The following is a 26746-nucleotide window of genomic DNA, read 5'->3' as shown; positions in this document are numbered from 1 at the left end:
GGGAACAGGTTCTCTGGAATGATTCGCTACACGCTCGGTCGGTGTGTATGCGGTAGGTGGGTCAGGAGGTCGGCAGGTGCTCAAGCTCCTCGGTGCGAAGCCTCTCGGTAATCGAGACGTGGCGCATGTCTTACGGGTGCTCGATGCCGACCCGGTTGCCACCTGCATGGTCGCCGCCAGGGTGCAGGAATCCGGACTGGATCCGAGGTCGTTTCACGGTGAGATGTGGAGCCGGGGCGGACCGGACGAATCGTTGTGTTTCTACGGAGCCAACCTTGTCCCTCTGCTCGGATCGAGTGACGATCTGCGGTCGTTCGCCGACCGCGCATGTCGCGGTCCACGGCTGTGTTCCTCGCTGGTCGGTCGAGCCGAACTGACACTGCCGCTGTGGGAGATGCTCGAAACCGACTGGGGCCCGGCTCGTGAGGTTCGCGGTGAGCAGCCACTGCTGGCCACGTCGGTTCGATCGTCCGTCAGCCCCGATCCACACGTACGTCTCGTTCGCCCAGAGGAACTGGACGTGTATCTGACTGCGGCCGTGGCCATGTTCATCGAGGAAGTCGGAGTCGACCCAAGGCAGAACGACGGCGGCCGCGGATACCGGCGACGGATCTCGAGTCTGATTGCCGCGCAGCGTGCGTGGGCTCGATTCGAGGACGGTCGGGTGGTGTTCAAGGCCGAGATCGGGTCGCAGTCGGCGACGGTGGGGCAGATCCAGGGGGTATGGGTTCACCCCGATCGGCGCGGGCACGGTCTCGGTGCGTCCGGTACCGCAGCGGTGGTGAACTCGGTGGTCCGCCAGGGCCGCACCGCAAGCCTCTACGTCAACAGTTTCAACTACGTCGCCAGACGGGCGTACGCGAAGATCGGTCTGACCCAGGTGGCGACCTTCACGACCGTGCTCCTCGACTAGATCGGCCGTCGCTCGAACGGGTTGTGCCGAACCGCGATTCGTTGCCGCAGCCGGAGGCAGCGCCCTATTACTATGGGGCGCAATGAGATCACGTGGTGCAACCGAAGTGCGGTATCGGATCGGCGCGGTATCGGTGGTCGCAGCCGTCGTTGCTGCCGCCCTCGCCGGATGTACCCCCAAGCCCGACGGCCCGGAGCCGGCTGCCCAGGCATTTCTCGCCGCGTTCGAGTCCAACGACATCGCCGCCGCGGCCGCGGACACCGACAAGCCCGACGCGGCGGCCACGGCACTGACCGAGGCGTGGACCAATCTTCAGGCCGAGGCTCTGGAAGCGGAGACGACGTCGGTGCAGGTCGACGGCGACACCGCCACAGTCGGCTACAAATACACGTGGCAGCTGCCGAAGGATCGGGTGTGGACGTACGACGGTCAGCTGAACATGGGTCGCAGCGAGGGCGAGTGGGTGGTGCGCTGGACGGCGTCGGACATCCATCCCAAGCTCGGTGACACTCAGACGATGTCCTTGCGATCCACGGCGGCTCCGCGCGCACGAGTCAACGAGCGCTCCGGGACCGATGTGTTGGTGCCCGGGGTGGTGCACCGAATCAAATTCGACGCGGCCGATGCGAACAATGTGGTGGCCTCGGCGACGGCGCTGTCGACGTTGCTGACGCCGTTCGATGCGTCCATCACCGCGCAGTCCATCGTCGAATCCGCCACCTCTGTCGACGGCGACTATCCGGTGGCGTTGCTTCGAGACAGTGACTACCAGCCCATCTCGGCCGCGCTGACCGAGATCCCGGGAGTGACCGCATCCGACGAATCGGATCTGGTGTCCACCGACCCCACGTTCGCGCCGGACCTGGTCGGCCAGGTCAAGAAGGCCGTCATCGACGAGGTCGACGGCAAGGCGGGCTGGAGTGTGGTCACCACGAACCGCAACGGCGTCGACATCGATGTCCTCACCGACACTCCTCCGGAGCCCTCTCCGTCGTTCTCCATCAGTCTCGATCGCAACATTCAGGTCGCGGCGCAGCGTGCGGTGAACGCACGCACCGAGCAGGCGATGACGGTGGTCATCCAGCCGTCGACCGGCGCGATTCTGGCGGTGGCACAGAACCCGGCTGCCGATCGGGACGGACCGGTCGCGTCGGCCGGCCTCTACCCACCTGGATCGACCTTCAAGATCATCACCGCCGGTGCCGCCATCTCGAGCGGACTCGCGTCTCCGGGCAGCACCGTCCCGTGTCCGGGTCGAATCGTGATCGGTGAGCGCAGTGTGCCCAACTACAACGAGTTCGCATTGGGTGACGTGACGATGAGTACTGCGTTCACCCGCTCGTGCAACACCTCGTTCGCCAAGCTGGCCAGCGAGATGGCACCGGATGCATTGACCGTGGCGGCATCTCAGTTCGGCGTCGGGCCGGACTACGACGTCGTCGGGCTGCCGACCGATTCCGGTTCGGTGCCCCCGGCCGAGGAGCTCGTCCAGCGCACCGAGGACGGCTTCGGTCAGGGCCGAGTGGTCGTGTCGACGTTCGGTATGGCCCTGGCCGCCGCGACGGTGGCCCATGGCTCGACGCCGGTGCCGAACCTCCTGGTCGGACGCGACACCGTGATCACGGGAGAGCATCCACAGATCGAGCCTGCGATGGTCGACGGGCTGCGCGGGATGATGCGTTCGGTGGTGACCAGCGGTACGGCCGAGCGCATCGCAGACCAGGGCGAGGTGTACGGCAAGACCGGCGAAGCAGAGGTCGACGGCGGCTCGCACTCGTGGTTCGTCGGCTACCGCGGAGACATCGCCTTCGCCACCCTCGTGGTGCGGGGCGGCAGCTCGGACAATGCGGTCGCGGTGACCCGAGAGATGTTCGAGCAACTGCCGCCCGGGTACTGACCGCTCGGCGGTGTGCCCGGTTCAGGAGGGCAGAACGCCGAGTCGACGGCAGGCCACCACGGCTTCGTATCGAGTGTGCGATTCGGTTTTGCGCATCACGCTGCGCAGGTACGACTTGACGGTCTCGGCACCGATCGACAAACGCGCGGCGACCTCGATGTTGGTGCAGCCCAGAGCAACTTGCGAGATCACGTCGATCTCTCGTGGTGTCAGCGACTGCGACACGTCCTGGGTCCGTGGGTCGTGGGGCATCTCCTGGCCGAACGACGCGGCCACGCGGGCTGCGACCGCGTCGAGTCTGCGCCGGATGGCCACGTCACCGACAGATCGGGCGAGATCGGACAGTTCCTCGTGGACGCTGCGCAGTTCGGCCGTGCGGGAGAGATCCGAGTCGAGCATCGAGCGGGTGGTCGCCAGCAGACGGATCCGGCGGTCGACCTCGTCACGCACGGAGATCTCCTGGCCGAGACGCCTGGCGGCGGTCGTCATGATGTCGCCGACGCGATCTCCGAGGGGGCCGCGTTCCCGTAGGGCCGCGTACATCACTATTCGCGCCACACCGGCAACGACCACCGGCACCGCCAGTATGGATTTGAGGCCCTCGCCGAGTACCGGTCGGTCGAAGTGATGGGTGATCGACATCGACGCGCCGTAATCGCTCACGGCCGCGGGCCTGCGCTGTTCCATGACTCGCCCGCCGAGGCCGGATCTCGGTGGGATGGCGAGTCCGTCCAGGCCTCGGGTTCTGGTTCCATGGAATTCACTCAGGTACAGGGTCTCCGAGGAGACCTCGCCGCCGAACACGACGGGCACGTCGGACGTCGCTGCCACCTGGCGCAGTTCGGCGCGCAGGGCATCGCCGTCACGGGGCCGCAACAGATTCGAATGGACCACGGAGATTCCTTTCCCGTGTCGGATGCACGAGCGACGAACGTGATCCAGATCATATCCACAACGGCAAGCGCTGTTTCGACTGGCACGGGCCACTGCGCTGCGGTTCGGGGCCGAATACGAGCCGACTACTCTGGACGCCATGTCTGTGACCGCCGAGAGCAAGCCCCGTCAGCCACTCGTACCAGGCGTCGTATCGCCCGTCCTCGCGGTGCCCAAGTCCATCGAGCGCCCCGAATACGCCTGGAAGTCGACCGTGGCCGAAGGCAGTGAGCCCTGGGTCCAGACCCCCGAGGTCATCGAGAAGATGCGAGTGGCGTCGAAGATCGCGGCCAGGGCACTACAGGAAGCGGGCCGGGCGGTAGCACCGGGAATCACCACCGACGAGCTGGACCGGATTGCCCACGAGTACATGATCGATCACGGTGCTTACCCGTCCACGTTGGGCTACAGAGGGTTTCCGAAGTCCTGCTGCACCTCCCTGAACGAGGTCATCTGCCACGGCATCCCGGATTCCACGGTGATTCAGGACGGCGACATCGTCAACATCGACGTCACCGCTTATATCGACGGCGTCCACGGCGACACCAACGCGACTTTTCTTGCCGGCAACGTCTCCGAGGAAGCGCGCCTGCTGGTCGAACGTACGCACGAGGCCACGATGCGTGCCATCAAGGCGGTCAAGCCGGGGCGCGCGCTGAACGTGATCGGCCGCGTCATCGAGTCGTACGCGCACCGATTCGGCTACGGCGTGGTGGAGGATTTCACCGGTCACGGCATCGGTACCACTTTCCACAACGGTCTGGTCGTTCTGCATTACGACCAGCCGTCGGTGGACACCGTCATCGAGCCGGGTATGACGTTCACGATCGAACCGATGATCAACCTGGGCACGATCAACGCCGAGATGTGGGACGACGGTTGGACGGTGGTCACGCACGACAAGAAGTGGACCGCGCAGTTCGAGCACACCCTTGTGGTCACCGAGACTGGCAGCGAGATTCTGACCCTCCCGTGAATCCGAAAGGTGCTCTGCTGGTTGCGGGGACGACGTCGGATGCGGGCAAGAGTGTGTTGGTTGCCGGGCTGTGTCGGATGCTGGCGAGACGGGGCGTGCGGGTGGCTCCGTTCAAGGCGCAGAACATGTCCAACAATTCGGTGGTCACGCTCGACGGCGGTGAGATCGGTCGAGCGCAGGCGATGCAGGCGTCGGCCTGTGGTCTCGAGCCGAGTGTCCGCTTCAATCCGGTGTTGCTGAAACCGGGGAGTGACCGGACCTCGCAGTTGGTGGTGCGCGGGCGGGCCGTTGCGCAGGTGAGTGCGAGCAACTACATCGAGCATCGGCAGTCGTTGCGCGCCGTGGTGGCAGACGAATTGGCATCTCTGCGTGAGGAATTCGATGTGGTGATCTGCGAGGGGGCGGGCTCGCCCGCCGAGATCAATCTGCGCGCCACGGACTTGGCCAACATGGGGTTGGCGACGGCGGCGTCTCTTCCGGTGATCGTGGTGGGGGATATCGATCGAGGGGGAGTGCTGGCTCATCTGTTCGGCACCGTTGCGGTGCTGTCTCCGGAGGATCAGGCGCTCGTCGCCGGGTTCGTGATCAACAAGTTCCGCGGTGATCCTGCTCTGCTGGCACCCGGTCTCGATCAGTTGCGCGCGTTGACAGGACGTCCGACGTACGGTGTCGTTCCCTTCGCCGACGGATTGTGGATGGACGCCGAGGATTCACTCGGAACCGTTCCCGATGCTCCGGTGGGGCGGCCGCGTGCACCGCACGGCTCGCAGTGGTTGCGCGTCGCGGCGGTGCGTTTGCCGAGAATCTCCAACACCACCGATGTCGAGGCGTTGGCCTGCGAGCCAGGGGTGTCGGTCCACTGGGTCACCGAGCCGTCCCGACTACAGGATGTGGATCTGGTGGTCGTTCCGGGCAGTAAGTCCACCGTGTCGGACCTGGAATGGTTGCGACGCACCGGTCTTGCCGATGCGATCGCGGCACGCGGCGCTGCGGGCCTTCCGGTTCTGGGGATCTGCGGTGGCTATCAGATGTTGGGCCGAACGATCGACGACACCGTCGAATCCGGAGAGGGGGCAGTCCGGGGTCTCGGTCTGCTCGATCTCGACATCGAGTTCGCTACCGACAAGGTACTCGCGCAGGTGGCGGGCCGGTCGATGCAGTTCGGCCGGAATTCCGTGTCGGGCTACGAGATTCACCACGGCCGGGTCGCACGAAACGGCGACGACGCCTTGTCGACCACCGCGTCGGGTATCTCCGAAGGCAGCCTACGCGGCAGCGTTCTGGGCACCCACTGGCACGGACTGCTCGAGTCCGACGATTTCCGTCGTTCCCTCCTCACCTGGGTGGCAGAGAAGTCGGGTCGTACGGGATTCGAGGTGGCACCCGACACGTCGGTCGCGGCACTGCGGGAGCAGCAGTTGGATCTGTTGGCCGATCTGGTGGAAGACAACCTCGACGTCGACGCCGTACTCGACCTCATCGAGCACGGCGTCGATCCGGGCCTCGACACCATTGTCACGCAGTTGCTTTGAGCAGACCGAACCAGCTGGCCGCAGACAGTATCGCCGTGATGGTCAACGGAATGACGACCAGTAGCAGAATTCGCGGTGTGTCGGTGAAGAAGTCGCCGACGTCGGGCCACCAGTTCTGCCAGGTCACGAGTACAGATCCGCCGCCGAAGACTACGAGCGCTCCGAGTCCGAGGGTGAACAATCCGTTGGTGCGGAACCGTCGATACACGACGCCGATGAATGCACCGAAGCCGCCGAGGAGCAGCATGACGGTAACGAGTGCGGCCCACTGCACCAACGGATTGTCGGTCGCGTACCGAGCGATGCCGAACATTCTCAGTTTCAGGCCGAATCCATCCGTGGCTGCTTCGATCAAGGACAGCACGTAGATGATCGTGCCGAATGCAATCGACTGGCACACGCCTACCAACGCTGTGGCGGTGAGGAATTCGCGGCGAGTGACGCTCAGACCCAGGGCATAGGGAAAGCACTGAGTGATCGCGGTGATGTAGAACGCCATGGCGAATCCATAGATCGAGAAGACACTACCGGTGAAGTTGTATTCGGAGTCCGTGGTCGGGATGACCAGAAATATGCCGAAGGTGATCACGAAGGCGATCGCGAGAACCGCCATCGGCCACACGAATGTCGTTGCCCACGAAGTGTTGTGGATGCGAGCTACGTTCAGTATCCGTTTCATGACAACGCCTCCTCGGCGGTGGTGCGTTCGATGATCAACTGTTGCAGTGGAACAGCTTCGATGGTGAGCCCTGCGGCTCGGCCGTCGGATCTCTGCTGTGCAGTCAGTCGGGCGTCGATCGTCGTTCGTACGCTCGGTCCAAGAGCGGAGCGGTGCAGGGTCCGGTGAGCAGCGGCGAACGCGTCGACAGCCGGCGCAGGACCGGTGATCTCGAATGCACTCTCGCGCAGAGCATCCGACTCGTCGTCGAGCACGATCCTGCCCTTGTCGATGAGGATCACGTGTTCGATGAGATCGCTGACCTCATCGATGAGGTGAGTGGACAGAACCACGGTCCTGGGGTGCTCGGCGTAGTCGGCCAGCAATCTGTCGTAGAACAGATGTCGCGAGACCGCGTCCAGCCCCAAGTAGGGCTCGTCGAAAAAGGTCAGTGGTGCACGCGACGCGAGTCCGATGACGATTCCGAGAGCCGACGTCATTCCTCGCGAGAGCTTCTTGATCTTGCGGCCGAGGGGCAGGTCGAAGTCGCGCAGCAACTCGGCGGCGAAGTCGCCGTCCCAGTGTGGAAGGACATGTGACGCGTGCGAGACGGCGTGCTTGACCTTGAGATCATCGGGATACTTCTGGCTTTCCTTGACGAAGCACACGTGACCGAGCGCGTGAGGGTTCTCCCAAGGACGTTGTCCGAACACCGAGATGTCCCCGGCGCTCTGGCGCATTTGAGCCGTCATCATCTGCATGACGGTGGTCTTACCCGCGCCGTTTCGGCCGAGGAAGCCGTAGATCTTGTTGCGTTCGATCTCGAAACTCACATCGTCGACCGCGGTGAACGAGCCGAAATTCTTGGTCAGGTGAGTGGCCGACGCAACGATGCTGCTGGGTTCGTCGATCGAGTCGAGGGTGTGGACGCTCATCGTGCTGCCTCCCAGTTGTCGAGCATGGTCTTGAGTTCGTCGACGGTCATGCCGAGCTTGCGAGCCTCGGTGACGAGCGGATCGATGTACTGGCGAGCGAAGAGGTCTCGGCGACGGAATCGAAGAGCGTCCCGAGCGCCTGTGGTCACGAACATTCCGATTCCTCGTTTCTTGTAGACGACACCGTCGGCGACGAGCTTGGCGAGTCCCTTTCCTGCGGTGGCCGGGTTGATTCGATGGAATGCGGCCAGTTCGTTGGTCGAGGGCACCTGCTCTTCCTCTGCCAGGGAGCCGTCGATGATCGAGTTCTCGATCATCTCGGCAATCTGCAGGAAGATCGGCCTGCCCTCGTCCATCAGAACCGCCGCCGGTGCGTCGAGGTTGCTTGCCTCAGTGGTTCATTACTCATGTAACTAACCATAGAACCGACGCGTGGTCGACGCAAGAGGCAGTACCGTCATCCCCATGGAGTTCACGCATGTGAGTGCTGCGGGTGGGCAATGTTCGGTGCGAGTCGCAGGCCCGGACAGCAGGCACGCCGTTCTCTTGCTTCCCGATGCAGGCGATCCGGTGGATGTCTACGACGCCGTCAGTGAACGGTTGCACAATTCGGATCTGAAAACTGTTGCGCTGGAAAGCATCGAGGGTGTCAGCGACGAGGCGATCCTGACGGTTCTCGACGAGCTGAAGCTGTCGTGGGTGCACCTCGTCGGCAGCGGAGCGGGTGCGGAGTCGGCATGGACGTTGGCCGCCAAGACCTTCGGACGCTTCGCCAGTCTGATCGCGGTGAACCGGTGCCACCCCGCGATCGCCGACGAGCAGGGAACCGTACGCGGCGCGGATTGCCCCCCGGTCGAGCTGCCGACGACATTGGTCGTCGGGTCCTCGCTGGGCCGCGCATCCGCCGACGCGAGCGGACGGTTCGTCTACGCGGACTTCCGCGTGGTCCAACTCGACGGCGGCGCGAATGTCGTCGCCGACGAGCCGGCTGCGCTGGCCACCGAGATCGTGCTCCGCACCAGCCCCTGGTAACCGGAACTACAGTTCCAGTCCCAGGAGAGCGTTCTCGACCACCTCGGGAAGACCTGGGTGGATCCAGTACTGGCCGCGGGCCATGTCCTGGGCGGACAAACCGAAGGTCATGGCTTGGATGAGTGGCTGGATCAACGTGGGGGCCTGTGCGCCGATGATGTGCGCGCCGAGGATCTTCCCGGTGCCCTTCTCGGCGATGATCTTGCACAGACCTTCGCTGTCCTCCATGGCCCAGCCGTAGGCGACATCTCCGTAGTTCTGGACCTTGACGGTGATGTCCAGGCCGGCGTCGCGGGCGTGCTCTTCGGTCATGCCCACCTCGGCGATCTGGGGATCGGTGAACACCGCCGCGGGAACGAACCGATGGTCGTTCTTCCGTAGCGTCGAGGTGTCGCCGTGCCACGCGTCCTGCAGCAGGTTGTACTGAACGACGCGAGCTTCCTGGTTGGCCACATGCTTGAGTTGGTACGGGGACGATACGTCGCCGAGTGCGAACACTCCCTCGGCCGTGGTGCGGCCGAATTCGTCCACCACGATGCGGCCTTCGTCATCGAGCTCGATGCCTGCCGCAGCCGGATCGAGACGGTCTCCGTTGGGCTCGCGGCCCACGGCGACGAGGAACGCATCGCCGAGGACCTTGGTGCCGTCGGCGAGTTGGACCCCGTGCAACCCGCCCTCGGACAGGGGAGTGGTCTCGCCGGAGTCGAGGTGGACGTCCCACTTGGCGCGGGCGAGCTCGGTGAATCGCTTCGAGATGTCGGCGTCCAGTGCGCGGAGCAAGGTGTCCTTGCGGGCCACTATCGACACCTTGGAGCCGAGAGCAGAGAAGACGTGCGCGAATTCTGCTGCGATGTAACCGGATCCGAGAATCACCAGGTGCTCGGGTAGCTCGCGGAGACGCATCACATCACTGTTGGTGTGGTACGTGACACCCGAATCGGCGATGGACTGCGGCACCGTCGGACGCGATCCGGCGGCGACGACGATCTGGTCGGCGGTGATCACGGTGCCGGTGCCGGTGTCGATGGTGCGCGGGCCGACGAAGCGTGCGTGACCCTCGAACAGGGTGAGATTCGGGCTGCCTTCGGCGCGGTAACGCTTGCCGCCCTCCGAGATCGGGTCTATGCGGCCGAAGACGCGATCGACGATGTCCGGCCAGCGCACTGCATCCACGTGGGCGTCGACACCGTATTTCGAGGAATCGCGTACCGTCCGCGCAACCTCGGCGGCGTAGACGAACATCTTGGTGGGGATGCAGCCGACGTTGAGGCAGGTGCCACCGAAGGTCGAGTTCTCCTCGATCAGAGCGATTTTCTTGTCTTCGAAGCGCGAATCGGCGATCGAGTTGCCGGATCCGGAGCCGATGATCGCGACGTCGAAATGCTCGGTCATGAAATGTGCCCGCTCTCGGTGTGGTCCTTGCCCGACGCGTGGTCGGTGCTCTCGCTTCGGTGCAACCACTCGATCCACTCGTCCATTTCCTCGAAGGCCCGAGCGCGTGGGGTCTCGGTGGACAGGAAGACGTCGTGGCGGGCTCCCTCGATGGGCACGATCGTGGTGCGGTCGCCCAGGCAGCCCGCCCAGCGCGCGATCTGGCGAACGTCGAGTACGGCGTCTGCGGCATCGACCGCCGAGCTGTATCGGCGCGAGAAGTGCGTCACCTTGGAGCGCAGGATCAGTGCGGGGATACCGATGTCGAGGCCGCGATGAAGTTCGGCGTGGCCGTGGCGGACGGCGCGAATCCACCCGAAGGTGATGGGGAAGCCGGCCAGGGGCTTCCAGTCGAGGTCGTAGTCCCACTCGCCGTTTTCCGACGCAGCGAGCGACAACCCGTACGTATCGAGCCCGCCGCCGGGAACCTGCGCCTTGGACCGGAACCTGCCGATGACGTCGATCGCGGCGGTACCGACGCTGCGGATGGCAGGTGGGCCCTGCAGATCGAACCACGGGCTGTTGAGGACCACACCCGACAGGCCCAGCCCGGCCGATCCGCCCTCCTGACGGTTGAGACGGTTCAGCCACAGCGGCAGTACGAGCCCGCCGGTCGAGTGCGCCATGAGCAGGACCGGCGCACCCGGGCGTTCCGCGCGGACCAGGGCGAGAGCCTCGTTCAGCTCGGCGTCGTACATCGCCAGATCGGTCACGAAGTGTGCGGTCTGGCCCTCGCGGCGCGAGCGTCCGCACTTACGCAGGTCCAGGGCATAGAAGGCGTATCCCTGCGCTGCGAAGTGCTCGGCGATGTGGCGCTGGAAGAAGTAGTCGGTGAACCCGTGGACGTAGATCACCGAACGGTCGAAGTTGGCGGCACCGGGCGGTTGGTACCGCACGAGGGTGGCTTCGACCTGCCCTTCGCCGTCCGGATCGTTGCCGAGTGGAATGGTCGTCTGTTCGTAGCCGTCGCCGAGGACGTCGGGCACCCAGGTAGTCACAGATCACAACTGTAGTGGGCACCGCGGACGGCGTCCGAGGAGCACATTCGGAACCGGGTTGACGTGGTGTCCGACGGGGTAGGCCCAGCTAGTAACCTGACCGCATCGGGTGAAGCAGCCCTCTACAGCAGAGTTCTCCGGTCGATACCGCCACCGGCCGAGACCTCCACAGACAAGGAAGTCGATTCTCCAGTGTCCAAAGATGAGCAGGGTAAGCGGATCAAGACCGACGTCGTTCTGGTCGGTGCCGGAATCATGAGCGCCACCCTCGGTGCGCTGCTCCGTCAGCTCGAGCCGAACTGGTCGATCGACGTCTACGAGCGGCTCGACGCGGCCGCAGCCGAGAGCAGCGACGCGTGGAACAACGCGGGCACCGGCCACTCGGCACTGTGCGAACTGAACTACACGCCGCAGAACAAGGACGGCAGCGTCGATATCGCCAAGGCGCTCAACGTCAACGAGCAGTTCCAGGTGTCGCGTCAGTTCTGGGCACACGGCATCGAGACCGGTGTGCTCTCCGACGCCAAGAACTTCATCAACCCCATTCCGCACGTGAGCTTCGTGCACGGGGCCGAGAACGTGAAGTACCTCCGTGCGCGGTACGAGGCGCTCGTGGGCAACCCACTGTTCGCAGGCATGGAGTACATCGACTCCAAGGACGAGTTCTCGGCGCGACTGCCGTTGATGGCCAAGGGCCGTGACTTCTCCGATCCCGTGGCATTGAACTGGAGTCAGGAAGGCACCGACGTCGACTTCGGTGCGCTCACCAAGCAGCTGCTGAACTACCTGTCGTCCGCGGGCGGCACCGTGCACTTCGGACACGATGTGCGCAACATCACCAAGCAGTCCGACGGCAGCTGGGACGTCAAGGTGGCCAACCAGCGCACCGGCGTCAAGAAGACCGTCAACGCCAAGTTCGTGTTCGTCGGCGCAGGCGGCGGCGCACTGCACCTGCTGCAGAAGTCCGGAATCGCGGAGATCAAGGGATTCGGCGGCTTCCCGGTCAGCGGCGAGTGGTTGCGGTGCACCGATCCAGCTCTGATCGAGCAGCACTCGGCCAAGGTGTACGGCAAGGCTTCGGTCGGTGCTCCGCCGATGTCGGTCCCGCACCTCGACACCCGCGTGATCAACGGCCAGCAGGGTCTGCTGTTCGGCCCGTACGCCGGCTGGTCGCCCAAGTTCCTCAAGCAGGGCAAGATCACCGACCTGCCCAGCTCGGTGAAGCCCGGAAACCTGATGTCGATGCTCGGGGTCGGCGTGACCGAACTCGGACTCGTCAAGTACCTGGTCAGTGAGCTGGCTCAGTCGCAGGCGGATCGTGTAGAGACGCTGCGCGAGTTCGCGCCCTCGGTGCTCGGCGAGAACTGGGAGCTCGTCACCGCGGGTCAGCGCGTCCAGGTGATCCGCAAGAAGGGTCGCGGCGGTGTGCTCGAGTTCGGCACCGCTGTGGTCAACGCAGCGGACGGCACCATCGCCGGACTGCTCGGTGCCTCTCCCGGCGCGTCCACCGCCGTTCCGGCCATGCTGGACGTGTTGCAGCGGTGCTTCGGTGACAAGTACGACGCGTGGCAGCCCAAGCTCAAGGAAATGGTCCCGTCGCTGGGGGTCAAGCTGGCGCAGAACAGCTCGTTGTTCGACGAGGTCTGGGGCTGGACGTCCAAGACACTGCAACTGGAAAATGCTCGTGAGCTCGCACAGCCCACGGGTGTGTGATAGCAAAAGGTATGAATACGCAAGCAGCAGCTCTCAAACGATCATGGGCACTAGACCTGTCCAACAGCACGTTGTACGACCTGTTGAAGCTGCGTGTCGAGGTGTTCGTGGTCGAGCAGGCGTGTGCGTACCCGGAGTTGGACGGGCGTGACCTGCTGACCGAGACACGGCACTTCTGGCTCGAACGGGACGGCGAAGTGGTGTGCACACTCCGCCTGCTCGAGGAGCACGACGACGGCGAGAAGGCGTTCCGTATCGGCCGGCTCTGCACGCAGCGCTCGGCCAGGGGACAGGGCCACACCACGCGAATTCTGCGAGCCGCGCTTGCCGAGGTCGGTTCGGCTCCGTGCCGGATCAACGCTCAGAGCTACCTCGTCGACATGTACGCCAAGCACGGCTTCCTGCCGGACGGCGAGGAAGTTCTCGAGGACGGCATCCCGCACACGCCGATGCGTCGGGGTGGCGGCACCGCCTGGAGCGAGAGCTGACCTCGCTGTAGTACGAGAAGAACGAATGCCACACACGGCCGTACCGTGTGTGGCATTCGTTCGTTCGGCGGTAGTGTTCCGTTCGAAGTCGGTCGCGGAGAAGTCCTGTGTGAATCAGGCGCGGTCCCGCCACTGTGTTCAGGAGAACCCCCGCTCGAGGAGATTCCCCTGTCAGCCAGATCGCCGCTCGGCTTCGCGTATCTCGACCGAACGTCCGGCGCGGAACTCCGGGCACGAAGGGAATTGGCTGTGCAGCGAAGTGGGAGTGTTCCCGAACCGGGATATCCGTTCAGTGCGATCGTCGGTCAGGATCAGCTGAGGTTGTCGCTGATTCTGTGTGCCGTGCACCCCGGTATCGGCGGTGTACTGGTGCGAGGAGAGAAGGGCACCGCGAAATCGACGGTGGTGCGCGCACTCGCGGCACTGCTGCCCGCCGTGGAGGACGAGGACGGCTCGCGTCCGGCGAAGCTCGTCGAACTTCCGGTGGGGGCAACCGAGGATCGAGTGGTGGGGTCCATCGACCTCGAGAAGGTTCTGCGCGACGGCGAACGTGCGTTTCAACCCGGTCTGCTCGCGGCTGCGCACCGTGGTGTGCTCTACGTCGACGAAGTGAATCTGCTGCACGATCACCTGGTCGACGTGCTGCTCGACGCGGCCGCGATGGGTCGGGTGCATGTCGAGCGTGACGGTGTCTCTCATTCTCACCCAGCGCAATTCGTTCTCGTGGGCACGATGAATCCCGAGGAGGGCGAGCTTCGCCCGCAGCTGCTCGACCGGTTCGGTCTGGCAGTGGAGGTGACGGCGTCGCGGGACGTGGACGTTCGCATGAACGTCGTCCGCCGCCGGATGAACTACGAGCGTGACCCGCACGCATTCGCCGCCGAGTACCGCAACGAGGACATCGCCGTGGCCGAGCAGATTCTGGCCGCCCGAAAGATTCTCGACGATGTGGTGTTGAGCGACAAGGAACTTCGGCGTATCGCCGCGCTCTGCGCATCCTTCGACGTCGACGGTATGCGAGCCGATCTTGTGCTCGCTCGCACCGCATCCGCCCACGCCGCCTGGCGAGGCGCAAGCGACGTGGCCGAGGAAGACGTGCGGATTGCCGCCGAACTGGCTCTGCCGCACCGGCGTCGGCGCGATCCCTTCGACGAGCCGGGCATCGACGACAAGCAGCTGGACGACGCCATGCGGGACGCGGCCGAACAGGCCGAGCAGCAGCCGGATCCGGATCCCGACCCCGACGGCGGCGGGGGAGCTCCCGATCCCGAGGCTCCCGACGATGCCTCCCAGTCCCAACCCTCCGATACGCAGCCCTCCGACACGCAGTCCTCCGATTCGCACGAGGATTCGGCGCAACCACCGCCGCCCTCGGGTACCGGCAGTGAGAAACAGGCAGGTACTCCGGGAGCACAGTTCAGAGCACGGTTGCTCGAGGTTCCCGGAGTGGGCGAGGGTGCGCCTGGGCGACGCTCGCGGTCACGGTCCGCGCACGGACGATCGGTACGTCCCACCGTCGAGTCGGGCAAGGGCCTGCACCTGGTGGGCACCCTGTTCGCCGCGGCCGAGCAGCAAGTCGTCCGCGGCCGCACCTCCGGCCGGCTGAAGCTCGAGCCCGCGGATCTGCGGGGCGCGATCAAGGAGGGACGCGAGGGCAACTTGATCGTCTTCGTCGTCGATGCCTCGGGTTCGATGGCTGCGCGAGATCGACTGTCCGCGGTGACCGGTGCGGTGCTCTCGCTGCTGCGCGATGCGTATCAGCGCCGCGACAAGGTGGCGGTGATCACCGTGCGCGGCACGGAAGCCGAAACGGTGTTGCCGCCGACGTCGTCGGTGGACGTGGCCGTGACGCGATTGCGGAAGATGAAGACCGGTGGCAGATCGCCACTGGCGCAGGGCTTTCTGCAGGCACGGGAACTCGTTCTGCGAGAGCGTGTTCGAGACCCACTGCGCCGCGCTCTGGTGGTCGCGCTGACCGACGGCCGAGCGACCGGAGGCACCGACCCCGTCGGCCGGGCCCGGATCGCCGCGGGACGTATCGCGTCGGACAAGATCGCCTCCGTCGTCGTCGACTGCGAATCGGGCATGGTGCGCCTCGGGCTCGCTGCCGATTTCGCGGCGTGCCTCGGCGGCGGTTACGTGGCGCTGGCGGATCTGTCTGCGGAGCAGGTCGCCGCAGTCGTTCGCGCAGCAGCGTAGGGGGTTCGCGATGCCTCAGGGTGTACCGGCTCCCGGAACCGTTCCGCAGGACGGCCTCACGACGCGTCAGCGCCGCAATCTGCCCGTGCTTGCCGTGCACACCGGACCGGGCAAGGGAAAATCGACAGCCGCTTTCGGAATGGCGTTGCGGGCCTGGAATCAAGGGTTCGACGTCGGAGTGTTCCAGTTCGTCAAGAGTGCCAAGTGGAAGGTCGGCGAGGAAGCGGCGTTTCGCACACTCGGCGAACTGCACGAGAGCACCGGGGTCGGCGGAGCCGTCGAATGGCACAAGATGGGCGAGGGCTGGTCGTGGACTCGCAAGAAGGGCAGCGACGTCGATCACGCCGAGGCCGCGGCCGAGGGCTGGCAGGAGATCGCCCGGCGAATCGAGCAGGAGTCGCACCGCTTCTACGTGTTGGACGAGTTCACCTACCCGCTCAAGTGGGGGTGGGTCGACGTCGCAGAGGTGGTCGATGTCCTGACCCGCCGACCGGGCAGTCAGCACGTCGTCATCACCGGACGCGACGCGCCCCGTGAACTGATCGAGGCTGCGGACCTGGTCACCGAGATGGCCAAGGTCAAGCATCCGATGGACGCCGGACGCAAGGGTCAGCGAGGCATCGAATGGTGAACCAGTCCTGTCCCGCAGTAGTGATCGCGGCCCCCGCGTCGGGCAGCGGAAAGACGACGGTGGCCACCGGACTGATGGGCGCGCTGCGCGAGGCCGGCCGCACCGTCGCACCGTTCAAGGTGGGTCCGGACTACATCGACCCCGGATATCACTCGCTCGCGGCCGGACTCCCGGGCCGCAACCTCGACGCCGTGATGGTCGGTGCCGACCGCATCGGGCCCCTGTTCCGACACGGCAGTCGGGGCTGCGACATCGCGGTCGTCGAGGGCGTCATGGGACTGTTCGACGGCAAGATCGACATGACCGGACCGGGTGAGGCCTCCGCCGAGGGATCGACCGCACGGGTGGCCGCGATGCTCGGTGCCCCGGTGATCCTCGTAGTCGACTCCCGTGGACACAGTCAGTCGCTTGCCGCTGTGCTGCACGGGTTCTCGACGTTCGACGCCAGCGTCCGCATCGGCGGTGTGATTCTCAATCGCGTCGGCAGTCAGCGGCACGAGGACGTGTTGCGCCAAGCATGCGAACGGGTAGGCGTTCCGGTACTGGGCGCGTTGCCGCGGATGAGCGAACTGGTGGTCCCGTCACGGCATCTGGGGCTGATCACCGCGGTCGAACACGGCGGCGCCGCAACCGATGCCGTCGACGCGATGAGCGCTCTCGTCTCGAGGTTCGTCGACATCGAGGCAGTGAGCGCGCTGGCTCGATCGTCGGTGACAGCGCCGCAGTGGTCCCCGGAGGACGAGGTAGGCACCTGCGAGGGATTGCCCGTCGTCGCGGTGGCCGGTGGCCCGGCATTCACCTTCGGATACACCGAGCACGTCGAACTGCTCCGCGCAGCGGGGGCCGACGTCGCCGTGTTCGATCCACTGCGGGACGGATTACCCACCGGCACAGCGGCAGTCGTGCTCCCCGGCGGATTCCCCGAGGAGCATGCGGCCGCGTTGGCGGCGAACGAACTGCTGTTGGCCGATATCAGGACGGCCGCGGCCAAGGGTTTGCCCATTCATGCCGAATGCGCCGGATTGCTGTATCTGGCAAGCCGATTGGACGGTCATGCCATGGCCGGGGTCGTCGACGTGGACGCGGAATTCGGGAACACCCTCACGCTGGGATACCGCGATGCGGTTGCCCTCGAATCGTCCACACTGTTCGACGCGGGCACCCGAGTCACCGGCCACGAGTTCCACCGAACGAAGCTCGTGGACGTGCGCGAGAGCGCCTCGGCCGCGTGGGGCTGGCACAAGCAGAGCCCCGGCGGCAGAACTGCGGCGCGCGAGGGCTTCGTGCAGGGCGGGGTCCACGCGTCGTACCTGCACACCCATGCTGCGGGCAATCCCGGATCCATCACCCGGTTCGTTGCCGCCGCAGTCGACTACGCGCGAGTGTAGAGGGATCGCAAGAATGCGGGTCGTCGTCGGAATAGGTGCCCGAGCCGGCGTCGATTCCGCCGACGTCGAAGCGGCGATCTCGACGGTGCTGCAACCGGATTGGAGCGTCGAGGCGATCGCGTCCATCGACCGGAAAGCCGACCTGGTTGCCGCGGTGGCGTCGAGCATGGGGGTTCGGGGCGTGACGTACTCGGCGAGAGAACTGTCGACCGTCGTGACACCGACCGTGTCGGTTCGTGTGCTCGATGCCGTCGGATGCGCCAGCGTCGCCGAAGCGGCGGCACTGCTGGCCGGTCGTTCGACGAAGTTGACGGTACCCAGGTTCGGTCTGGACGGTGTCACCGTTGCCGTGGTCGAGCTCTGCCTTGACGGTGGACAGGGGGTTCGGGCCATCCTGTAGGTATGACCGAGACGATGAAAGCTGTTGCCTACACCCGCTCGCTTTCGATCGACGATCCTGCCAGCCTGACGGATGTGGTCCTCGACGTGTGCACCTTGCGCCCGCGCGATCTTCTGGTCGACGTGCGCGCCGTGTCGGTGAATCCGGTGGACGTCAAGGTCCGCGCCGGCAACGATCCGCAGGGCACCCCGAAGGTCCTCGGGTTCGACGCCGCCGGTGTGGTGCGCGCCGTCGGTGCCGACGTCACCATGTTCGCGCCCGGCGACGAGATCTACTACGCGGGCAACATCGGCAGACCCGGAACGAACTCGCAGTTTCATGCGGTGGACGAACGCATCGTGGCGAAGAAGCCGACCACCCTCGATTTCGCACAGGCTGCGGCCTTGCCGCTGACCGTGATCACTGCCTGGGAAGGGCTGTTCGACAAGCTCCGCATCACAGCCGAGACCACCGGAACGTTGCTGATGGTGGGTGCCACCGGTGGTGTGGGATCCGTTGTGCTGCAGCTGGTTCGGGCCCTCGTTCCTGGCGTCCGCGTGATCGCGACGGCAGCGGACGAGGACGCCGTGGAGTGGGTCCGTTCTCTCGGTGCGGCCGAGGTGGTGAATCACCGGCGCGATCTTCGGGAGGAAGTACGCCGAGTAGCGCCCGACGGCGTCGATTACGTGTTCACTGCTCATTCCTCCGGGCAGGTCGAGATCTACGCGGACCTGTTGACGCCGTTCGGTCAGATCGTGGCGATCGACGATCCGGAGACCATCGATGTTCTACCGCTCAAGACGAAGGCGATCTCGTGGCACTGGGAGTTCATGTTCGCGCGTCCGATGCACGACACGCCGGATCTGATTCGCCAGCACGAGCTACTGACCAGGGTGGCCGAGCTCGTCGATGCGGGTTCGGTGCGCACCACCGTCACGACGGTTCTGTCTCCGATCGATGCCGAGCAGCTTCGCGAAGCGCATCGGTTGGTCGAAACCGGGCACGTACGGGGAAAGGTTGTGATCGCAGCCCGCTCGTGAGGACCGATCCGCGCCACTGACTGGCGAAAGCGGGCCGACGCAGGCAATGTGGATCCAATGACTTCCGACAGCCTTGTCCTACTCGGCCCGATCGTCCGGTACGTCGGCACCGAGACTGCGACCCTGTGGTTCGAGATGGCCGAATCGTCGACCGTATCGGTCGTGACCGACGTCGGCGTCCGCGCAGAAGAACGAACGTGGGGCGTGCACGGACACCACTATGCGCTGGTGCCACTCGAAGGTCTGCCCGCCAACTCTCCGGTGCACTACGAGGTGTTCGTCGACGAGCGTCGAGTGTGGCCGCCGGAGGGCCGAAGGGCGGCCATTCACACGGTCGACGCGCAGGGACCGGTCACGCTGGCATTCGGATCGTGTCGGCGAGGTGACAACTACAGCGACGAATCCTTGAAGGAGATCGGAGCCGACGCGTTGGCCGGGCTCGGGAACGCGCTGATCGAGGAGGACCCGAGCCGGTGGCCACAGGCCTTGCTGCTCCTCGGCGATCAGGTCTACGCCGACGATCCGTCGCCGGAAATCGTCGAACGGCTGCAGGCGCGGCGTCGGTCCGGCGAGGGTCCACGAAGTGCCGTCGGTACCGACGCGGAGAACGAGATCTGCGATTTCGAGGAGTACTCGTGGCTGTACCGAGAGTCCTGGGGACTCGAGCCGGTGCGGACACTGTTGGCGAGCATCCCGTCGTGCATGATCCTCGACGACCACGACCTGCGCGACGACTGGAATTCCTCCGCTTCCTGGCGTCGAGACATCGTGACGCGGCCCTGGTGGAACGACCGAGTGGTCGGCGCGTATTCGTCGTACTGGGTGTATCAGCACTTGGGCAACCTCTCACCCAAGGAGCTTGCGCAGGACGAGATGTATGCCGCGGTACGATCGGCCGCCAGTGACGCAGAGCGCGAGAAGTTGTTGTCCGACTTCGCTTTACGAGTCGACCGGCGGCCCGAGACCGGACGCTGGAGCTTCTACCGCGACTTCGGTGACACACGACTGATCATGATCGATTCGCGCTGCTCTCGAAACCTGGATCCGGACAACAGAGAAATGGTCGACGAGAAGGAGTGGGCCTGGGTACGTGAACGCGCGCTCGAGACCACTCCGCGGCATCTGCTGTTCGGTTCGTCGTTGCCCTACCTCATGCTGCCCGCCCTGCACTACCTGGAACAGTGGAACGAGGCTGTGGCGCAGGGCAGTTGGGGCTCGATGTCGGCAAAGGTGGCCGAGAAGATGCGGATCGGTCTCGATCTCGAACACTGGGCCGCTTTCACCAACTCGTTCAACGACATGGCCGCTCTGACGCGTGAGCTCTCCCGCGGCGAGAACAAACCCGCCTCGATCATGTGGCTGTCCGGAGACGTGCACTGTTCCTACGTGGCGAACGCGGACTTCGGTGTCGGCGGGCGCGAGGTGCCGGCCACGTATCAGCTCACCATGTCGCCGTTCCGCAATCCGCTCGATCTGCCGATTCGCGCGGTCAACAAGCTGGCCATCAAGCGTCCCGCCGCCCGAATTCTGTCGAAGCTGGCGCGCGCTGCCCACGTGGGCCCCTCCGGTGTCGAATGGGAGGCCGAGGCCGGGCCATGGTTCGCCAACGGCGTCATGCTGCTGACTCTGCACGGCGACTCCGCCCGGTTGCGGGTGCACCATGCTCATGTCGACGACGCGGGCAAGCAGGTGCTCACCGAGACGTCGACCCTGGCCCTCGCCTAGCGAACGGTAAACGATTGGCCATAGCCGGGCCGATGAGGTTGGCTGGTTCGTTGTGGCCCACCTCGAACTCAACGACATCGTCTACTTCCTGCCCGACGGGCGGCAGCTGCTCAACGGTGTCGGGTTTCGTGTCGGCGACGGTGCCAAGACCGCCCTCATCGGGCCCAACGGAACCGGTAAGACCACGCTGACGCGCATCATCGCGGGTGACGAGACCCCCGACGAGGGATCGGTGTCGAGTTCGGGCTCGCTCGGAGTGATGCGGCAGTTCGTCGGCCAGCTACGCGACGACTCGACCGTGCGTGATCTGCTGCTGTCGGTTGCGTCCCCGGCGGTGCGGACGGCCGCCGCTGCCCTCGACACTGCCGAGAACACGATGATCGAGGTCGACGACGAGAAGACCCAGATGAAATACGCGCAGGCCCTGTCGGATTGGGGCGATGTCGGCGGTTACGACCTCGAGCCGTTCTGGGACAAGGTCACCACGGCGGCCCTCGGAATGCCGTTCGACCGCGCGAAGTGGCGCGCTGCATCGACTCTCAGTGGCGGTGAGCAGAAGCGCCTGGTGCTCGAAGCGTTGTTCGCCGGCACCGACAATCTGTTGCTTCTCGACGAACCGGACAACTACCTCGATGTGCCGGGCAAGCGCTGGCTCGAATCGACCATTCGTGATTCCGACAAGTCCGTTCTGTTCATCAGTCACGACCGGGAGCTCATCGCCAACGCCGCGAATCGGATCGTGACGCTGGAACCGGGCGTCAGCGGTGCCACTTCCTGGGTGCACGGCGGCGGGTTCGCGACGTATCACGCTGCGCGTGAGGACCGGAATGCTCGGCTCGACGAACTGCGACGGCGGTGGGACGAGGAACTGGTCAAACTCCGGGCACTGGTGCTGCGTCTGCGGGAGAAGGCCAAGTTCAACGACGGGGTCGCTGCGCGCTATCACGCGTCCCAGACTCGATTGGCGAAGTTCGAGGAGGCCGGACCGCCGGAAGCGGTGCCGTTGAAGCAGCACGTCACCGTTCGTCTGCGCGGCGGCCGCACAGCCAAGCGCGCGTTGGTGTGTACGGCACTGGAACTGACCGGACTGATGAAGCCCTTCGACACCGAGATCTGGTACGGAGACCGCGTCGCCGTGCTGGGCTCCAACGGTTCCGGCAAATCGCACTTCCTGCGTTTGCTCGCCAACGGTGGAACCGATCCGGAGAAGGAGCACGAGCCGGTTCAGGAACTGGCACTCGATCCCGTTCCGCACACCGGCACCGCGGTGCTCGGCGCTCGCGTTCGGCCCGGCCTGTTCGCGCAGACCCACACTCGGCCCGATCTCGCGGGCAACACACTCCTCGACATCCTGCACATGGGCAACGAACACCGCGACGGCATGGGCCGGGAGGCCGCAGGCCGGGCACTGGACCGCTACGGTCTGGCCCGAGCCGCCGAACAGTCCTACGACAATCTTTCCGGTGGCCAGCAGGCGCGCGTACAGATTCTGCTGCTCGAACTCTCCGGAGCCACCCTGCTGCTGCTGGACGAGCCGACCGACAACCTCGACCTGATGTCCGCCGACGCACTCGAAGACGCCATCGCCGCGTTCGACGGCACCGTCATCGCCGTGACCCACGACCGCTGGTTCGCGCGCAGCTTCGACCGATTCCTCGTGTTCGGCAGCACCGGTCAGGCCTACGAATCGAACGAGCCCGTATGGGACGAGAAGCGGGTGCAGCGCGCGCGGTAGCGTTTCCTCTCGTGAACGCGACTGACTCTCCCTATCTGGTCGGCCTCAATCTGGAAGGTCGACGCGTCGTCGTGGTCGGTGGCGGCACCGTCGCGCAGCGCCGATTGCCGCTGCTCATCTCCTGCGGTGCCGTGGTTCACGTCATCACTCGGGAGGCCACGCCCGCTGTGGAGGCGATGGCAACTGCCGGTCAGGTGACCATGGAGTTGCGTGACTATCGCGAGGGCGACCTCGCCGACGCCTGGTACGCCGTCGCGTGCACCGACGAGGCCGCGACCAACATCGCCATCGTCGCCGAGGCCACCGCGTCCAAGATCTTCTGTGTGCGAGCCGACATCGCCAAGGACGGCACCGCGGTCACCCCGGCGTCCGCCGAATGGGACGGGCTGACCCTCGGAGTGCTCGCCGGCGGGGAGCACCGTCGATCGGCCGCGGTACGCAATGCCGTCATAGAAGCCCTGCAGTCCGGTGTGGTCGCCGACTCGGACCGTGCGCCGTTGACGGGCGTCGCGCTGGTCGGTGGCGGACCCGGCGATCCGGACCTCATCACCGTCCGCGGGCGCAGGCTGCTCGCCTATGCCGATGTCGTGGTGGCCGATCGGCTCGCGCCGCCCGAGCTGCTGGCCGAACTGGGCCCGCACGTGGAGGTCATCGATGCCTCGAAGATTCCGTACGGCCGCGCGATGGCGCAGGAGGCGATCAACCAGGCGCTGATCGACGGGGCGAAGGCAGGCAAGTTCGTCGTCCGACTCAAGGGCGGCGACCCCTACGTGTTCGGTAGGGGATACGAAGAACTCGAAGCGCTCGCTGCCGAGGGAATTCCGGTCACCGTGGTGCCCGGCATCACCAGCGCCATTTCGGTGCCCTCGTCCGCCGGGATCCCGGTGACGCACCGCGCCGTCACCCACGAGTTCGTCGTTGTCAGCGGCCACGTGGCACCCGACCATCCCGATTCGCTCGTCGACTGGGACGCGTTGGCCAAACTCAAGGGCACCATCGTCCTGCTCATGGCCGTCGAACGGATCGGGCAGTTCGCCGACGTACTCATCGCGGGCGGCCGGGCGTCCGATACCCCGGTCATCGTCGTACAGGAGGGCACCATGCGTACTCAGCGCGAGGTTCGAGCGACGTTGAGCACCGTCGCCGACGCCGTTCGCGAAGCGGGGATCAGGCCTCCCGCGATCGTCGTTATCGGGACCGTTGCCGGTTTCTCTGTGCACGCCGGTAACGTGAAGACTCGTGCCTGAGTCCTCGATGTCCGATACGTCCACCACCGAGATCAAATACCCGGTGACGACCAGAGCATTCGGGTTGGCGATCATCGTCCTGAGTGGTCTGCAGTTGATGGTGGTGCTCGACGGCACCGTGGCCAATCTGGCACTTGCTCCGTTGCAGGCGGATCTGGGCCTGTCCGATGCCGGACGCAACTGGGTGCTCACGTCGTATGCCCTCGCCTTCGGCGGGCTCATGCTCCTCGGCGGCAGACTCGGTGACGCCTTCGGTCGCAAGAAGATGTTCCTGGCCGGCGTCGTGCTGTTCACGATCGCGTCCCTGCTGTGCGGGCTCGCGGTCAACGAGGCGACGCTGGTAGCGGCGCGCGCGCTCCAGGGCGTAGGTGCCGCGGTGGCGTCGCCCACGGCGTTCGCGTTGGTGGCGACCACCTTCGCGCCGGGCCCGGTACGAAACCAGGCCATCGCGATCTACGCGGCCATGACCGGTGTCGGCTCCATCGCAGGCCTGATCATCGGCGGTGCGCTGACCGAGGTGTCGTGGCGGTGGATCTTCCTGATCAACGTGCCGATCGGCGTCGTCATCGTGGTGCTCGCAGTCGTGTCTCTGCAGGAGACGGTGGGGGCCAAGCTACCGCTCGACGTGCCGGGAGCGATTCTGGCGACGCTCGGCTGCACCGGAGTGGTGCTCGCTCTGAGCGAGGGCACCGAACTCGGCTGGACCAATCCGATCGTCATCGTCTCGTTGATCGCCGGACTGCTCTTCCTCGGGCTGTTCCTACTGGTCGAGCGCCGCGCCGACAATCCATTGCTGCCGTTCTCGCTGTTCGGCAGCCGAGACCGGGTGGCGACGTTCGTGGCCATCTTCTTCGCCGGTGGCGTGATGTTCTGCCTCGCCGCCTACGTGGCACTGTTCGTCCAGGACATCCTGGGATACAGCCCGTTGCACGCGGGCCTGGCGTTCGTGCCGTTCGCCTTCGGACTCGGTGCCGCCGCATTCCTGGCCTCGCAGCTGGTGACGCGTATCGCCCCACGGTGGTTGATTCTGAGCGGTGCCGTCATCATGGTCGGGTGGCTGATGGTGTCGGTCGCGACGATGAACGCGGACTCGTCGTACTTCCCCGGACTGTTCTTCCCCGTCATCGGTATCGGATTCGGCGTCGGCCTGACGGTCGTGCCGCTTCCGCTGTGCGCCATCGCCGGAGTCAGCCCCACCGAGATCGGCCCGTTGACCGCTATCGCCCTGGTTGCCCAGACCCTCGGGGGGCCGCTGGCGCTCGCCGTGATCGGCGCGTTGGTCACCTCGCGAACCTTGTCTCTCGGTGGCATCTCGGGACCGGCGACGTTGATGAACGACAATCAGCTCGATGCGTTGAGCTCGGGCTACATGTTCGCGCTCTTCTGCTGCGCGGTCTGCGCCGTGGTCGCGGGAATCGCTGCGGTGTTCATTCGCTTCACCCCGGAGCAGGTAGCGCAGGCGCAGGCCGCTCAGGAAGACGCTCAGAAGGGCTGACGAGCAGGGCCGATCACACGCCCAGTACGGCCTTGGCGATGAGGAAGTAGACGATCAACCCCGTCGCGTCGCAGAAGGTGGAGATGAAGGGCGTCGAGAAGACCGCCGGGTCCACCCCGATCTTCTTCGCGATCAGCGGCATCGCACCGCCGACCGTGGCTGCGAGAGTGCAGATCGACAGCAGCGTCGTACCGATGACGACCCCGAGGTGCCAGTCGTAGACGAGTCCGGCGATGACGAAGCCCAGGGTGCCGAGCATCGCACCCATCGTCGCGCCGACGCGAACCTCGCGAAACAACACGGCGGCTATGTCGCGCGGTCGCACGTCGCCCAGTGCGAGTGCCCGCGTGACAGTGGTCGCGGCCTGGGAGCCGGTGTTGCCGCCGGTCCCGGTCAGCAGCGGAATGAACAGCGCGAGAGTGACGACTACGGCGAGTGCGTGCTCGAAGATCTCGAGAACCTGCACCGTGAGGATGGCCGACAGCGCCAACACCAGCAACCACACCACGCGCGAGCGAACGATGGACAGCACCGGCGTCGACAGATACGGCCGGCGCAGCGGCTCCGAGCCACCGGCGCGGGCGGCGTCCTCGTCCTCGGCTTCCTCCAGGATTCGTGAGGACTGCTCCAGTGTGAGAATGCCGATCAGTCGTTTCTCGGAATCGACCACCACCACCGCAGGACTGCGGTGCTCGAAGCACAGTCGTGCGGCCTCCTCCGCCGACGAATCGGCCTCGACCACAGGATGATCCGAGTACAGGTCGCCGACCGGGGTGCTCGGTGCCGCGGTCGCCAGATCGGCGAGGGTCACCACCCCCAGCAGAGTTCGGTCATCGTCGGTGATCGGCAACAGGTACACCGACTCGGCGTCCGAGCCGGTGCGCCGCACGGCGACGAGTGCGTCGGCGGCGGTCGCTGCAGTCCGCAGTCGAACGAACTCCGGGCTCATCCGGCGGCCGACCGACCCGCGGTCGTACCCCAGCATGGGCGCGGTGAGTGCGCGCTCGTCGGGAGACAGGCCCACCAGCAGCCGATGCGCGACATTGGAGGGGAGTTCGTCGAGCAGCTCGACGCGGTCGTCCGGGTCGAGATCCTCGAACAGCGCGATGACGTCGTCGCTGCGCAGACTCTCGAACAACTCGCCGCGAACGGTGGCGTCGAATCGCTCGAAGGCCGTCACGGCCTCGTCCTTGGGCAGAAGACGAAACAACACCGCGCGTCGAGACGAGTCGACCCGCTCGAGCATGCGCACCGCATCGGTCGTCGACAGCTCACCCATCAGAGTGGACAGTGCGGCCATGTCACGGGCGGTGAGGAGTTCGGACGTTCGCGTCATGATGTCGTCGAGAGTTTCCGGCACGGAACCATTTTGCCCTGCGGATCGACAGTCGACTCCCCCAC

23 protein-coding genes and 1 riboswitch are annotated in these 26746 nt (G+C 65.4%); of the genes, 16 read left to right on the top strand and 7 right to left on the bottom strand.

Features of this window, described 5'->3' with window-relative positions; genetic code table 11:
- Nucleotides 1-76: 76 nt before the first annotated feature.
- Nucleotides 77-913, top strand: coding sequence for a GNAT family N-acetyltransferase (locus QM615_RS02840; RefSeq protein ID WP_149405990.1), 837 nt, complete (start codon nt 77-79; stop codon nt 911-913).
- A gap of 82 nt (nt 914-995) precedes the next feature.
- Nucleotides 996-2810 carry a penicillin-binding transpeptidase domain-containing protein gene (locus QM615_RS02835; protein WP_188078638.1) on the top strand — a complete coding sequence of 605 codons (1815 nt, stop codon included), beginning with the start codon at nt 996-998 and terminating at the stop codon, nt 2808-2810.
- A gap of 21 nt (nt 2811-2831) precedes the next feature.
- Here QM615_RS02835 and QM615_RS02830 read toward each other — a convergent pair whose 3' ends face one another.
- Nucleotides 2832-3704 carry a helix-turn-helix transcriptional regulator gene (locus QM615_RS02830; RefSeq protein WP_262498351.1) on the bottom strand — a complete coding sequence of 291 codons (873 nt, stop codon included), beginning with the start codon at nt 3702-3704 and terminating at the stop codon, nt 2832-2834.
- A gap of 139 nt (nt 3705-3843) precedes the next feature.
- Between QM615_RS02830 and map the strand changes: the two genes are divergently transcribed.
- Together map and QM615_RS02820 are read left to right on the top strand one after the other, a co-directional pair.
- The gene (map, locus tag QM615_RS02825) at nt 3844-4719 is read left to right on the top strand and encodes a type I methionyl aminopeptidase (RefSeq protein WP_149405988.1); all 876 of its coding nucleotides are present in this window, start codon (nt 3844-3846) and stop codon (nt 4717-4719) included.
- A complete protein-coding gene (locus tag QM615_RS02820) occupies nt 4716-6251 on the top strand; it encodes a cobyric acid synthase (protein ID WP_149405987.1) in 1536 nt (511 codons plus the stop codon). Before map ends, QM615_RS02820 begins: the two co-directional genes overlap by 4 nt.
- Here the strand turns inward: QM615_RS02820 and QM615_RS02815 are convergent.
- From QM615_RS02815 to QM615_RS02805, 3 genes are read right to left on the bottom strand one after another with little or no spacing between them, the layout of a single operon-like run.
- Complete coding sequence (locus tag QM615_RS02815; protein WP_149405986.1) at nt 6235-6930, bottom strand: ABC transporter permease; 696 nt, start codon at nt 6928-6930, stop codon at nt 6235-6237. The two genes, QM615_RS02820 and QM615_RS02815, sit on opposite strands and share 17 nt — an antisense overlap.
- Nucleotides 6927-7844, bottom strand: a complete 918-nt coding sequence (locus QM615_RS02810; protein WP_149405985.1) for an ABC transporter ATP-binding protein — start codon at nt 7842-7844, stop codon at nt 6927-6929. The genes QM615_RS02815 and QM615_RS02810 overlap by 4 nt, the downstream gene beginning before the upstream one ends.
- Complete coding sequence (locus tag QM615_RS02805) at nt 7841-8203, bottom strand: GntR family transcriptional regulator (protein ID WP_176460506.1); 363 nt, start codon at nt 8201-8203, stop codon at nt 7841-7843. Before QM615_RS02805 ends, QM615_RS02810 begins: the two co-directional genes overlap by 4 nt.
- Before the next feature lie 106 nt (nt 8204-8309).
- Here QM615_RS02805 and QM615_RS02800 point away from each other — a divergent pair, with 106 nt between their 5' ends.
- Complete coding sequence (locus QM615_RS02800) at nt 8310-8876, top strand: alpha/beta hydrolase (protein WP_149405984.1); 567 nt, start codon at nt 8310-8312, stop codon at nt 8874-8876.
- 6 nt (nt 8877-8882) lie between these two features.
- On the opposite strand, the gene mtr is transcribed toward QM615_RS02800, so the two are convergent.
- Together mtr and QM615_RS02790 are read right to left on the bottom strand one after the other, a co-directional pair.
- Nucleotides 8883-10268 (bottom strand): mycothione reductase, encoded by a 1386-nt coding sequence (mtr, locus tag QM615_RS02795; RefSeq protein WP_283346995.1) that lies wholly within the window; start codon nt 10266-10268, stop codon nt 8883-8885.
- The gene (locus tag QM615_RS02790; RefSeq protein WP_283346994.1) at nt 10265-11305 is read right to left on the bottom strand and encodes an alpha/beta hydrolase; all 1041 of its coding nucleotides are present in this window, start codon (nt 11303-11305) and stop codon (nt 10265-10267) included. Before QM615_RS02790 ends, mtr begins: the two co-directional genes overlap by 4 nt.
- Before the next feature lie 192 nt (nt 11306-11497).
- Between QM615_RS02790 and mqo the strand changes: the two genes are divergently transcribed.
- The 11 genes from mqo to QM615_RS02735 all read left to right on the top strand — a co-directional run bounded on the left by mqo (nt 11498) and on the right by QM615_RS02735 (nt 25345).
- Nucleotides 11498-13018 (top strand): malate dehydrogenase (quinone), encoded by a 1521-nt coding sequence (mqo, locus tag QM615_RS02785; RefSeq protein WP_283346993.1) that lies wholly within the window; start codon nt 11498-11500, stop codon nt 13016-13018.
- 11 nt (nt 13019-13029) lie between these two features.
- Complete coding sequence (locus QM615_RS02780) at nt 13030-13506, top strand: GNAT family N-acetyltransferase (RefSeq protein ID WP_068050238.1); 477 nt, start codon at nt 13030-13032, stop codon at nt 13504-13506.
- Nucleotides 13507-13557: 51 nt separating this feature from the next.
- Nucleotides 13558-13675, top strand: a riboswitch (cobalamin riboswitch).
- A 74-nt stretch (nt 13676-13749) separates the two neighbouring features.
- Nucleotides 13750-15705, top strand: coding sequence for a magnesium chelatase subunit D family protein (locus QM615_RS02775; RefSeq protein WP_269593636.1), 1956 nt, complete (start codon nt 13750-13752; stop codon nt 15703-15705).
- Between the two features lie 10 nt (nt 15706-15715).
- On the top strand, nt 15716-16336 hold the full coding sequence (gene cobO, locus QM615_RS02770) for a cob(I)yrinic acid a,c-diamide adenosyltransferase (protein ID WP_283346992.1): 621 nt from the start codon (nt 15716-15718) through the stop codon (nt 16334-16336).
- The gene (locus tag QM615_RS02765) at nt 16330-17724 is read left to right on the top strand and encodes a cobyrinic acid a,c-diamide synthase CobB (protein ID WP_283346991.1); all 1395 of its coding nucleotides are present in this window, start codon (nt 16330-16332) and stop codon (nt 17722-17724) included. Before cobO ends, QM615_RS02765 begins: the two co-directional genes overlap by 7 nt.
- Before the next feature lie 13 nt (nt 17725-17737).
- The gene (locus QM615_RS02760; protein WP_188078634.1) at nt 17738-18124 is read left to right on the top strand and encodes a cobalamin biosynthesis protein; all 387 of its coding nucleotides are present in this window, start codon (nt 17738-17740) and stop codon (nt 18122-18124) included.
- Between the two features lie 2 nt (nt 18125-18126).
- Nucleotides 18127-19143 (top strand): zinc-binding alcohol dehydrogenase family protein, encoded by a 1017-nt coding sequence (locus tag QM615_RS02755; protein ID WP_283346990.1) that lies wholly within the window; start codon nt 18127-18129, stop codon nt 19141-19143.
- A gap of 57 nt (nt 19144-19200) precedes the next feature.
- On the top strand, nt 19201-20868 hold the full coding sequence (locus tag QM615_RS02750; RefSeq protein WP_283346989.1) for a DUF7800 domain-containing protein: 1668 nt from the start codon (nt 19201-19203) through the stop codon (nt 20866-20868).
- Nucleotides 20869-20920: 52 nt separating this feature from the next.
- Complete coding sequence (locus QM615_RS02745; protein WP_283346988.1) at nt 20921-22603, top strand: ATP-binding cassette domain-containing protein; 1683 nt, start codon at nt 20921-20923, stop codon at nt 22601-22603.
- A gap of 11 nt (nt 22604-22614) precedes the next feature.
- Nucleotides 22615-23850: a uroporphyrinogen-III C-methyltransferase gene (cobA, locus tag QM615_RS02740; RefSeq protein WP_499218553.1), complete on the top strand. Its 1236-nt coding sequence runs from the start codon at nt 22615-22617 to the stop codon at nt 23848-23850.
- Nucleotides 23851-23857: 7 nt separating this feature from the next.
- Nucleotides 23858-25345, top strand: coding sequence for an MFS transporter (locus tag QM615_RS02735; protein WP_283347160.1), 1488 nt, complete (start codon nt 23858-23860; stop codon nt 25343-25345).
- A gap of 13 nt (nt 25346-25358) precedes the next feature.
- Here the strand turns inward: QM615_RS02735 and mgtE are convergent, their stop codons facing one another.
- Nucleotides 25359-26705, bottom strand: a complete 1347-nt coding sequence (gene mgtE, locus QM615_RS02730) for a magnesium transporter (protein WP_283346987.1) — start codon at nt 26703-26705, stop codon at nt 25359-25361.
- Nucleotides 26706-26746: the final 41 nt, after the last annotated feature.

This window comes from Rhodococcus sp. IEGM 1341, assembly GCF_030056895.1.
GTDB lineage: Bacteria > Actinomycetota > Actinomycetes > Mycobacteriales > Mycobacteriaceae > Rhodococcoides.
The sequence above is the reverse complement of the archived record's forward strand: the minus strand, read 5'-3'. Positions and strand labels throughout refer to the sequence as shown.

What these genes read in the sequence shown, in the direction of transcription:
- QM615_RS02750 (WP_283346989.1), top strand. Translation starts at nt 19,201, where the DNA reads ATGACTTCCGACAGCCTTGTCCTACTCGGCCCGATCGTCCGGTACGTC.
- QM615_RS02810 (WP_149405985.1), bottom strand. Translation starts at nt 7,844, where the DNA reads ATGAGCGTCCACACCCTCGACTCGATCGACGAACCCAGCAGCATCGTT.
- QM615_RS02760 (WP_188078634.1), top strand. Translation starts at nt 17,738, where the DNA reads ATGCGGGTCGTCGTCGGAATAGGTGCCCGAGCCGGCGTCGATTCCGCC.
- QM615_RS02800 (WP_149405984.1), top strand. Translation starts at nt 8,310, where the DNA reads ATGGAGTTCACGCATGTGAGTGCTGCGGGTGGGCAATGTTCGGTGCGA.
- QM615_RS02815 (WP_149405986.1), bottom strand. Translation starts at nt 6,930, where the DNA reads ATGAAACGGATACTGAACGTAGCTCGCATCCACAACACTTCGTGGGCA.
- QM615_RS02755 (WP_283346990.1), top strand. Translation starts at nt 18,127, where the DNA reads ATGACCGAGACGATGAAAGCTGTTGCCTACACCCGCTCGCTTTCGATC.
- mtr (WP_283346995.1), bottom strand. Translation starts at nt 10,268, where the DNA reads ATGACCGAGCATTTCGACGTCGCGATCATCGGCTCCGGATCCGGCAAC.
- QM615_RS02835 (WP_188078638.1), top strand. Translation starts at nt 996, where the DNA reads ATGAGATCACGTGGTGCAACCGAAGTGCGGTATCGGATCGGCGCGGTA.
- cobO (WP_283346992.1), top strand. Translation starts at nt 15,716, where the DNA reads ATGCCTCAGGGTGTACCGGCTCCCGGAACCGTTCCGCAGGACGGCCTC.
- QM615_RS02735 (WP_283347160.1), top strand. Translation starts at nt 23,858, where the DNA reads ATGTCCGATACGTCCACCACCGAGATCAAATACCCGGTGACGACCAGA.
- QM615_RS02765 (WP_283346991.1), top strand. Translation starts at nt 16,330, where the DNA reads ATGGTGAACCAGTCCTGTCCCGCAGTAGTGATCGCGGCCCCCGCGTCG.
- map (WP_149405988.1), top strand. Translation starts at nt 3,844, where the DNA reads ATGTCTGTGACCGCCGAGAGCAAGCCCCGTCAGCCACTCGTACCAGGC.
- QM615_RS02780 (WP_068050238.1), top strand. Translation starts at nt 13,030, where the DNA reads ATGAATACGCAAGCAGCAGCTCTCAAACGATCATGGGCACTAGACCTG.